This is a genomic window from Oleiphilus sp. HI0066, assembly GCF_001635725.1.
Map to the genome: position 1 here is coordinate 1 of NZ_LWFH01000810.1, position 1,788 is coordinate 1,788.

1 pseudogene is annotated in these 1,788 nt (G+C 49.3%); it reads right to left on the reverse strand.

From position 1 onward, the window contains the following. Positions 1 to 1,788 (reverse strand): annotated as a pseudogene (locus tag A3738_RS30890) (hypothetical protein); the annotation flags it as partial.

Here is a 1,788-nt window from a genome sequence, read left to right on the forward strand (position 1 = left end):
CCAGCAGATAACGTAGCATCTAACGGCACATCGCTGATGGTGTAACCAGTAACTGACTCAGAACCGTCGTTATCTGCTAGGCTACCAGTGATATCCAAGGCAATAGCACTATTCTCATCACCATTTACATCACTCGCACTCACCGCAGGCGCATCAGCGACTGCTTCCAAAGTAACTTCTACCGAACCATTATAAACTTGACTAGCATCGCCCTGTGTGAACGTTACTTCAGTCGTTAATGTAAAGTCATCGCTGGAATGTTCGACTGGCGTAAGGCTCAAACCATCAAGATCAGCGGGATCCACTGTCCAGGTGCCATCACCGTTATTCGTACCCGCTGACAAAATCGCTCCAGTTGGCACGCCACCGATCGTGACACTGCTCATTGTTTCATTAACATCAATGGGAGTTAACGGACCCAATTCAAGATCAAAGACTGCGTCTTCTGCTACAGTGACAGCCCCCGTCAGTGGATCACCGTCAGCACTAGGGTTCGATGGATCGATTGGATCGGTCGGATCGACTGGATCAACCGGGTTCGGGCCGTCAATAACCGAATTAATTGTTACAGTCATTGACGTCGTTGCACTATTGTTATCGACTTGGCTGCTATCATCGGGATCAACATCTTCATTATGAATCGCGACCTGCAGAACGATATCGCTTAGATGGCCTATTGCTGGCGTGATCGTGAGACCGGCAAGCTCAGCGGCTGTCAACGTCCAGCTACCATCTCCATTGTCAGTGCCAGCAGATAACGTAGCATCTAACGGCACATCGCTGATGGTGTAACCAGTAACTGACTCAGAACCGTCGTTATCTGCTAGGCTACCAGTGATATCCAAGGCAATAGCACTATTCTCATCACCATTTACATCACTCGCACTCACCGCAGGCGCATCAGCGACTGCTTCCAAAGTAACTTCTACCGAACCATTATAAACTTGACTAGCATCGCCCTGTGTGAACGTTACTTCAGTCGTTAATGTAAAGTCATCGCTGGAATGTTCGACTGGCGTAAGGCTCAAACCATCAAGATCAGCGGGATCCACTGTCCAGGTGCCATCACCGTTATTCGTACCCGCTGACAAAATCGCTCCGGTTGGCACACCACCGATCGTGACACTGCTGATCGTTTCAGTGCTATCAACAGCGGTTAATGGACCCAGTTCAAGATCGACCTCAGTATCCTCTAACGTGCTTACCGTTCCTGTTAATGGATTGCCATCCGCGCTCGGGTTCGTTGGATCGATTGGATCGGTCGGATCGACTGGGTCAACCGGATTCGGGCCATCAATAACCGGATTAATTGTTACAGTCATTGACGTCGTTGCACTATTGCTATCGACTTGGCTGCTATCATCGGGATCAACATCTTCATTATGAATCGTGACCTGCAGAACGATATCGCTTAGATGGCCTATTGCTGGCGTGATCGTGAGACCGGCAAGCTCAGCGGCTGTCAACGTCCAGCTACCATCTCCATTGTCAGTGCCAGCAGATAACGTAGCATCTAACGGCACATCGCTGATGGTGTAACCAGTAACTGACTCAGAACCGTCGTTGTCTGCTAGGCTACCAGTGATATCCAAGGCAATAGCACTATTCTCATCACCATTTACATCACTCGCACTCACCGCAGGCGCATCAGCGACTGCTTCCAAAGTCACTTCTACCGAACCATTATCAACTTCACTAACATCCCCCTCTGTCAACGTTACTGCAGTCGTTAATGTAAAGTCATCGCTGGAATGTTCGACTGGCGTAAGGCTCAAACCGTCAAGATCA